6 protein-coding genes are annotated in these 7,873 nt (G+C 71.8%); 5 read left to right on the top strand and 1 reads right to left on the bottom strand.

Going from position 1 to position 7,873, the window contains the following annotated elements; all coding sequences use genetic code 11:
- Positions 1 to 428 precede the first annotated feature (428 nt).
- Together F1721_RS33630 and metX are read left to right on the top strand one after the other, a co-directional pair.
- On the top strand, positions 429 to 1,736 hold the full coding sequence (locus F1721_RS33630) for a bifunctional o-acetylhomoserine/o-acetylserine sulfhydrylase (protein WP_425474429.1): 1,308 nt from the start codon (positions 429 to 431) through the stop codon (positions 1,734 to 1,736).
- A complete protein-coding gene (gene metX / locus F1721_RS33625) occupies positions 1,733 to 2,872 on the top strand; it encodes a homoserine O-acetyltransferase MetX (protein WP_150070892.1) in 1,140 nt (379 codons plus the stop codon). Before F1721_RS33630 ends, metX begins: the two co-directional genes overlap by 4 nt.
- 84 nt (positions 2,873 to 2,956) lie before the next feature.
- Here metX and F1721_RS33620 read toward each other — a convergent pair whose 3' ends face one another.
- On the bottom strand, positions 2,957 to 4,867 hold the full coding sequence (locus F1721_RS33620; protein ID WP_246155507.1) for a glycoside hydrolase family 84 protein: 1,911 nt from the start codon (positions 4,865 to 4,867) through the stop codon (positions 2,957 to 2,959).
- 253 nt (positions 4,868 to 5,120) lie between these two features.
- Here F1721_RS33620 and F1721_RS33615 point away from each other — a divergent pair, with 253 nt between their 5' ends.
- Genes F1721_RS33615 through F1721_RS33605 form a run of 3 tightly spaced genes read left to right on the top strand, consistent with a single transcriptional unit; the run spans position 5,121 to position 7,749 of the window.
- The gene (locus F1721_RS33615) at positions 5,121 to 6,068 is read left to right on the top strand and encodes a MetQ/NlpA family ABC transporter substrate-binding protein (protein WP_150070895.1); all 948 of its coding nucleotides are present in this window, start codon (positions 5,121 to 5,123) and stop codon (positions 6,066 to 6,068) included.
- A complete protein-coding gene (locus tag F1721_RS34875; RefSeq protein ID WP_150070891.1) occupies positions 6,065 to 7,090 on the top strand; it encodes a methionine ABC transporter ATP-binding protein in 1,026 nt (341 codons plus the stop codon). The genes F1721_RS33615 and F1721_RS34875 overlap by 4 nt, the downstream gene beginning before the upstream one ends.
- Positions 7,087 to 7,749, top strand: coding sequence for a methionine ABC transporter permease (locus tag F1721_RS33605; protein ID WP_150070890.1), 663 nt, complete (start codon positions 7,087 to 7,089; stop codon positions 7,747 to 7,749). The genes F1721_RS34875 and F1721_RS33605 overlap by 4 nt, the downstream gene beginning before the upstream one ends.
- The last annotated feature ends 124 nt before the right edge of the window (positions 7,750 to 7,873 follow it).

The raw sequence follows: 7,873 nt of genomic DNA, 5'->3' as shown, positions 1-7,873 counted from the left end.
GAGAACCGCGAAGTCGGCGACGTCACCACCCTGGCCGACTCCAGCGTCATGGACCTCATCTCCAAGGGCCTCAAGACCAGCAACGACGACTGACCCAACACCACACACAGGGGCGCCCTCCCAACCCGGAGGGCGCCCCTGCTGCCGCGTGAACTCCGTTGCTCTGAACGGGTTTTCCCGGATCGTGGACCGGCTTGCGCGCACCGCGCTTCCCGATACGCTGCGAGGCGTGATTCGCTTGGTTGCCCGTCGGCACGTCGACCTCGTGCGCGTGACCGCCGCCGCGTGTTGATCCTTCGCCGCGCTCGATAAGCGCATTCCCCTTCGCACGGCGGCTCGGCCGCCTGTTCCCGCACGCCTGCGGTGCCGCACCGCAGGCGTGAGCGCGCATGCCCGCGCACATCCGCACCCACTCAGGAGAAACTCCCGTGAGCGCTTCAGCTTGGTCCTTCGACACCCTCCAGGTGCACGCCGGGGCCGTGCCCGACCCCACCACCGGGGCCCGCGCGGTGCCGATCTACCAGACCACCTCCTACGTCTTCCGCGACACCGAGCACGCGGCGAACCTGTTCAACCTCAGCGAATCCGGCAACATCTACACCCGGATCAACAACCCCACCCAGGAGGTCCTGGAGAACCGGGTGGCCGCGCTGGAGGGCGGTGTGGCGGCGGTGGCGCTGGCGTCCGGCCAGGCCGCCGAGACGCTCACCGTGCTCACCCTCGCGCAGGCCGGTGACCACGTGGTGTCCAGCTCGTCGCTGTACGGCGGCACGCACAACCTGTTCCGGCACACGCTGCCGAAGCTGGGCATCGAGGTCAGCTTCGTCGAGGACCCCGACGACGTCGAGGCGTGGCGGGCGGCCGCGCGGCCGAACACCAAGCTGTTCTTCGGCGAATCGCTGGGCAACCCGCGCTCGAACGTGCTGGACGTGCGCGCGGTGGCCGACGTCGCGCACGAGGTCGGGGTGCCGCTGGTCGTGGACAACACCGTGACGACCCCGTACCTGCTGCGGCCGATCGAGCACGGCGCGGACATCGTGGTGCACTCGGCGACGAAGTACCTCGGCGGGCACGGCGCGGCGATCGGCGGCGTCGTCGTGGACGGCGGGACCTTCGACTTCGGCGCCCACCGCGAGCGGTTCCCCGGCTTCGTCGAGCCGGACCCCAGCTACCACGGCCTGCAGTACTGGCCGGCCCTCGGCCACGGCGCGTTCGCGGCGAAGCTGCGGGTGCAGGGGCTGCGCGACATCGGCCCGGCGATCTCGCCGTTCAACGCCTTCCTGCTGCTGCAGGGCCTGGAGACGCTGTCGCTGCGCATCGAGCGGCACGTCCGCAACGCCCAGCAGCTCGCCGAGTGGCTGAGCGGCCGCGACGAGGTCGAATCCGTGCACTACGCGGGACTTCCCAGCAGCCCGTGGCACGAGCTCGGGCAGAAGTACCTGCCGGGCGGGGCGGGCGCGATCGTCTCGTTCGAGCTGCGCGGGGGAGTCGACGCCGGGCGGGCGTTCGTCGACGGCGTCGAGCTGTTCAGCCACCTGGTGAACATCGGCGACGTGCGCAGCCTCATCGCGCACCCGGCGAGCACCACGCACAGCCAGCTCAGCGAGCACGACCAGCAGCTGGCCGGGGTGACCCCGGGCCTGGTGCGGCTGTCGGTGGGCATCGAGGCGGTGGAGGACCTGAAGGCCGACCTCGAAGCCGGTTTCCGCGCGGCAAAGGCCGAGCTGGAGCGATGACCCGGACGCACGGTTCCCCGCCCGCCACCGGTGCGTGGCGGGCGGGGAACCCGGTCGGCCGCCGCCGCTGGTTCCGGCTGCCCGATCCGCTGGTGCTGGAGGCGGGCGGCGTGCTCCCGCAGGTCGACCTCGCCTACGAGACCTGGGGAGAGCTAGACGCCGACGCCTCCAACGCCGTCCTGGTCCTGCACGCCCTGACCGGCGACAGCCACGTGGCGGGCCCGGCCGGTGCGGGTCACCCCAGCCCCGGCTGGTGGGACGCGCTCGTCGGGCCGGGGCGGGCGCTGGACACCGACCGCTGGTTCGTGGTCGCGCCCAACGTCCTCGGCGGCTGCCAGGGCAGCACCGGACCGGCGACCACCGCACCCGACGGGCGGCCGTGGGGCGGGCGGTTCCCGGCGATCACGGTGCGGGACGCGGTGGAGGCGGAGGTGCGGCTCGCCGACTCGCTGGGCATCCGGCGGTGGGCGGCGGTGCTCGGTGGTTCCTTCGGCGGGATGCGGGCGCTGGAGTGGGCGGCGGGGCACCCGGAGCGGGTTTCCGCCGCCCTGCTGCTGAGCTGCTGCGCGGTGGCCTCCGCCGAGCAGATCGCCTGGTCGGCGGCGCAGATCCAGGCCATCCGCAGCGACCCGGACTGGCTCGGCGGGCACTACCACGACCTGCCGGACGGCCGCGGCCCGCACGCGGGCCTGGGGGTGGCGCGGCGGATCGCGCACATCACCTACCGCAGCCCGCAGGAGCTGGAGCAGCGGTTCGGCACCGAGCACCAGGACGGCGAACACCCCTGGCGCGGCGGCAGGTACGCCGTGGAGTCCTATTTGGACCACCACGCCGACAAGCTGGCGCGCCGGTTCGACGCGGCGAGCTACGTGGTGCTCGCGCAGGCCATGTCCGGCCACGACGTGGGGCGCGGCCGAGGCGGGGCGCGGGCCGCGCTGCGCCGGATCACGGCCCGCACCCGCGTCGCGGGAGTCGACAGCGACCGCCTGTTCCCGCTGGAGCAGCAGCGGCAGCTCGCCGAGGCGATCCCGGATGCCGAGTTCGCCGCGATCGCCTCGCCGCACGGTCACGACGGCTTCCTGATCGAAGCCGACCAGGTCGGCCAGCTGGTCACCGGCCTGCTGCGGGGACGCTGATCTCCTCGCGGGCCGCCGGGATCGAGGCCCTTGCGCGACGTGGCCGCGCCGGACGAACACGCGCCTCCGGGGAGCGAGCCCGGCTCAGCGCAGGTCGGGTGCTTCGGCGATGAAGGTGTCCAGGACACCGTCGCCGACCCGCACCGGACCCTCCGGGCGCGTCTCGCCCGGGATGGTGCGGATCTCGCCCGCCCGGCGCGCCAGGTCGGCGGCCTCGGCGAAGGCCTTCTCCGCGGCGGCCTCGTCACCGTCCACCCGGGACTGCAGGCCGTCGAGGCTGGCCAGCAGCGCAGGCCCCCACAGGTCGGTGGCCTCCAGCCACGGCGCGGCATCCGCGACGAAACCCGGATCGACCACGCCGTCGCGGATCCGCTGCGGTGCCGCGGCGATCAGCTCCGCGTAGGGCCGCAGGGCCTGGATCGCCGCGCCCTGGTCCTCGGCCCACTTCGCGCGGAACTCCTCGATCCGACGCGCGAGCTCCGGTGCCTGCGGCTGCCAGATCTCGCCCTCCAGGGTCGGGGAGAGGTGCTCCAGGTCGAAGAACGCCAGCAGCGCCTCGGCCGTCGCGGCATCACCGCCCGCCAGGTAGCGGGCGGCCTCCCGCCAGGCCCGGTTCGCGTCGTAACCGGTGTCGTTCCAGGAGAAGTCGGCCGCGCCGAACTCGGCGACCTTGCTCGCCGAGGCCTGGTTCATCGGGTTGAGCACGATGCCGGACAGCTGGTCGTGCAGCCCGGCCTCCCGCTCGGCGTAGGGGGCGAGCAGCAACCGCCCGGCGGTCGCGTCGAAGTCGTTGACCGGGTAGTTGTCCCACACGAACACCTTGCGGCCCCACACCGCGGCGGCCTCCTGGGCCTGCGGGACGGTGATCTCCGGAGGGACGACGCCGACGCCGGTCCACATCACCTCCACCGCCGGGTCCAGCTGCTCCCGGATGGTGCGCTTGTACGGGCTGTCCTCGGTGTCGGAGTACTCGGTGGGCACGGTCTGCAGCGGCTGCGCGCCCTCGTGGGTGGCGATGAACTCGCGCTGGACCCGGTTGAGCAGGTCCACCTGCGCCTGCCCCGCCGACTGCTGCGACGGCGCGCCGTACTTCGCCTCGTCCTCGGCGCAGTTCCACTTCGTGTAGTCGATGTCGTCCAGCGGCAGGGAGAACGCCCGCACGCCCAGGTCGTACATCGCCTGCAGCTTCGCGACCAGCGCCTGCCAGTCCTGCTCGCTGGTGTAGCAGATGGACAGCCCCGGGGAGAGGGCGAAGGTGAACCGCACGTGGTGCGCGTCGCCCTGCGCGATCAGCTCGCCGAGCTCGGCGAGCTTGTCCGCCGGGTACGGGTCGCGCCACTTCTCCCGGTGGTAGGGGTCGTCCTTCGGCGCGTAGATGTAGGTGTTCATCTTCACGTCGCCGTAGAAGGCGAGCTGGTCCAGGCGCTCCTGGTGGGTCCACGGGCTGCCGTAGAAGCCCTCGATCGCCCCGCGCAGCGGCATCAGCGGGTGGTCGACGATCCCGGCCCCGGCGATCCCGTGCGCGCGCACCAGCTGGCGCAGCGTCTGCGCGGAGTAGTAGACGCCGTCGGGGTCGACGCCGCCGAGCACCACCGCGCCGTCCTTGGCGGCCAGCGCGTAGCCCTCGGCGGGCAGGTCGGGCGGCACCTCGACACCGGCCTCCCGCAGCCCGCGCGCGATGTCGTCGGTGCCGATGCCGCCGACCCGCACCACCAGCGGTGCGTCCGGCTGCTGACCGGCGTCGACGACGTCGACGTCCTCGGCGCCCGCGCCGCGCAGCACCGCGACGAGCAGGTCGCGGGTCGGCCGGTCGACCTCGCGGTCGGCCACCACCGACACCCGCTCGGGCACCGGCACGTCGTCGCCGAGCTGCACGACCTGCTGCGGTTGCGGGGTGATCTGGGGCAGCGGGGAGTCCGGGTCGGCGGTCGCCGGGGCGGCCGCACCGGCCGCCAGCAGCGCGGCACCGGCGAGGCCGAGAACGGAGCGGATCAACTCTCCTCCTCCTGGGTCGGGGCGTCGCGGGCCAGGCCGTCGCAGCGGACAAACCGGTCGCGGTCGTGGCACAACCCAACACCGCGCCAAATGGTCTGGACAATCCGCCGGATGGTTGATCGTCGCGCTACCACAACCGAGGCCGGAACGGCAAATCTCCGCGTTCCGACCCAGATCCTGAAACGATTTCGGGCTGCCTGCCCCGGTGCTGCAAGGTGTCCGCGAAGTGATCGACACCTGGAAGGGCCAGTCCATGTCCGACAACGACACCACCCCCGCCGATCTGGGACTGCCGGAGAGACCGCGCCGCCGCAGGGGTGCGCTGGTGGCGGTGATCGCCGTCGTCCTGGTCGCCGTGGTCGCCGCCGCGCTCTACGCGGTCAACGCGGGAACCGACGACACCGCCGCCGGGCGGACCAAGGTGCGCATCGGGGTCACCGACGCCAGCAAGGAGTACTGGAAGACCTACAAGCAGCTCGCCGCCGAGCAGGGCATCGACATCGAGACGGTCAACTTCAGCGACTACCACCAGGCCAACCCGGCCCTGTCGCAGCGGCAGATCGACCTCAACCTCTTCCAGCACGTGCTGTTCCTGGCCAACTACGACGTGTCCAACGACGACACGCTCACGCCCATCGGCTCCACCTACGTCGTGCCGCTGAGCCTGTACTCGCAGAAGCACGCCGCCGTGGCCGACATCCCGCAGGGCGGCACCGTGGCCATCCCGAACGACAAGACCAACCAGGCGCGCGCCCTGCTGGTGCTCCAGCAGGCGGGCCTGATCGCGCTCAAGGGCGGCGGCACCGTGCTGTCCACCCCGGCCGACATCGACACCGCCGCGTCGAAGGTGCGCGTGGTCCCGGTGGACGCCGCGCAGACCGTCGCCTCGCTGCCGTCGGTGGACGGGGCGATCGTGAACAACAACTTCGCCCTCGACGCCGACCTCGACCCGAGCAGGGCGCTGTTCGGAGACGACCCGAACAGCCCCGACGCCGCGCCCTACATCAACGTCTTCGTCGCCCGCGCCGAGGACAAGGACAACCCGGTCTACCGCAAGGTCGTGGAGATCTACCGGGACAAGCGCATCACCGACCAGGTCGTCGCCGACTCCAAGGGCACCTCGGTGAGCGTCGACCGCCCGCAGGCCGAGCTGGAGCGCATCCTGGCCGAGCTGACCGCGACCGTGCGGGGCGCGAAGTGAGCCCGATCGTCGAGTTCCAGCGGGTCGGCAAGACCTTCGGCACCGGAGCGCGGGCGGTGACCGCGCTGGCCGATGTCGACCTGTCCATCGAGGCGGGCGACGTGTTCGCGGTCATCGGCTACTCCGGTGCGGGCAAGAGCACCCTGGTCCGGCTGATCAACGCGCTGGAGCCGGTGACCTCCGGTCGGCTGCTGGTCGACGGGGTGGACATCACCGGGCTCCCGGAGCGGCGGCTGCGCGAGCTCCGGCGCGACATCGGCATGATCTTCCAGCAGTTCAACCTGCTGCGCTCCCGCACGGTGTTCGGCAACGTCGCCTACCCGCTGAAGGTCGCTGGCTGGGACAGGGCCAGCCGCGAGCGGCGGGTCGCCGAACTGCTGCACTTCGTCGGCATCGCCGACAAGGCCTGGCACTACCCGGACCAGCTCTCCGGCGGGCAGAAGCAGCGGGTGGGCATCGCCCGGGCGCTGGCCACCAACCCGAAGATCCTGCTCGCCGACGAGTCCACCAGCGCACTCGACCCGGAGACCACCGCCGAGGTGCTCCGGCTGCTCAAGCGCGTCAACACCGAGCTCGGCGTGACCATCGTGGTGATCACCCACGAGATGGAGGTGGTCCGGGAGATCGCCGACCGGGTCGCGGTGCTGGACTCCGGCCGCGTCGTCGAGCAGGGCACCGTGCTGGACGTCTTCTCCGCGCCCGCGACCGGGACCACCCGCCGGTTCGTGGAGACCGTGCTGCCGGACCGGCCCGACGGCGAGCACCTGGACCGGCTCCGGGCCCGGCACAGCGGGCGGCTGATCACCGCGCACCTGCGCGACGACCGGCGCATCGGCGCGGTGCTCTCCGATGCGGTGAGCCGCCACCGGGTGCGCTTCGAGATCGTCGACGGCGGGCTCAAGGAGCTCGGCGGCGTGCAGCTGGGGCGGCTGACCCTGGAGCTGCTCGGCGCCGAGTCCGATGTGGACGCGCTGATCGCCGAGCTGCGCCGCACCACCGAGATCGAGGAGCTGACCGCGTGAACATCGACTGGCAGACCATCGGGCCGGTGCTGCTCACCTCGATCGGCCAGACGGTGTGGATGGTGCTGGCCACGATGCTGGTCGGCGGGCTGCTCGGCCTCCTGCTCGGCATCGCGCTCTACACCACCAGGGCGGGCGGGATCCTGGCCAACCGCCTGGTGTTCACCGTGCTCAACGTGCTGGTGAACATCATCCGGCCGATCCCGTTCATCATCTTCATCACCGCCATCGGGCCGCTGACCATCAAGGTCGTCGGCACCACGCTGGGCACCGGCGCGGCGACCTTCGCGCTGATCGTGGCCGCCACCTTCGGCATCTCCCGGATCGTGGAGCAGAACCTGGTCACCATCGACCCGGGCGTCATCGAGGCGGCCCGCGCGATGGGCGCCAGCCCGCTGCGCATCATCGTGACGCTGCTGGTGCCGGAGGCGCTGGGGCCGCTGATCCTGGGCTACACCTTCGTCTTCGTCGCGGTGGTGGACATGACGGCGGTGGCCGGTGCGGTCGGCGGCGGCGGGCTCGGCGACTTCGCCATCAGCTACGGCTACCAGCGGTTCGACTGGAGCGTCACGGTGATCGCGGTGGTTATCATCATCGTGCTGGTGCAGGCCGCCCAGTACCTCGGCAACTGGTTGTCCCGCAAGGCGTTGCGCCGCTGAGGGAGGAGCACGTGCCCAGACACCGCTGGTATCGAGTTCTGCTCAATCGCACCTCAGGGGACCGTGATGCAACCCGGCCACAAGAAGCCGTCGAACGTGAGATTGATTCCGGGCGCAACCACCA

Origin of the sequence: Saccharopolyspora hirsuta (genome assembly GCF_008630535.1) — a bacterium.
In the GTDB taxonomy this organism is placed as follows: Bacteria; Actinomycetota; Actinomycetes; order Mycobacteriales; family Pseudonocardiaceae; genus Saccharopolyspora; species Saccharopolyspora hirsuta.
The sequence above is the reverse complement of the archived record's forward strand: the minus strand, read 5'-3'. Positions and strand labels throughout refer to the sequence as shown.

Excerpts from the sequence above, each read along its gene's own strand:
- metX (WP_150070892.1), top strand. The coding sequence starts at position 1,733 with ATGACCCGGACGCACGGTTCCCCGCCCGCCACCGGTGCGTGGCGGGCG.
- F1721_RS33615 (WP_150070895.1), top strand. The coding sequence starts at position 5,121 with ATGTCCGACAACGACACCACCCCCGCCGATCTGGGACTGCCGGAGAGA.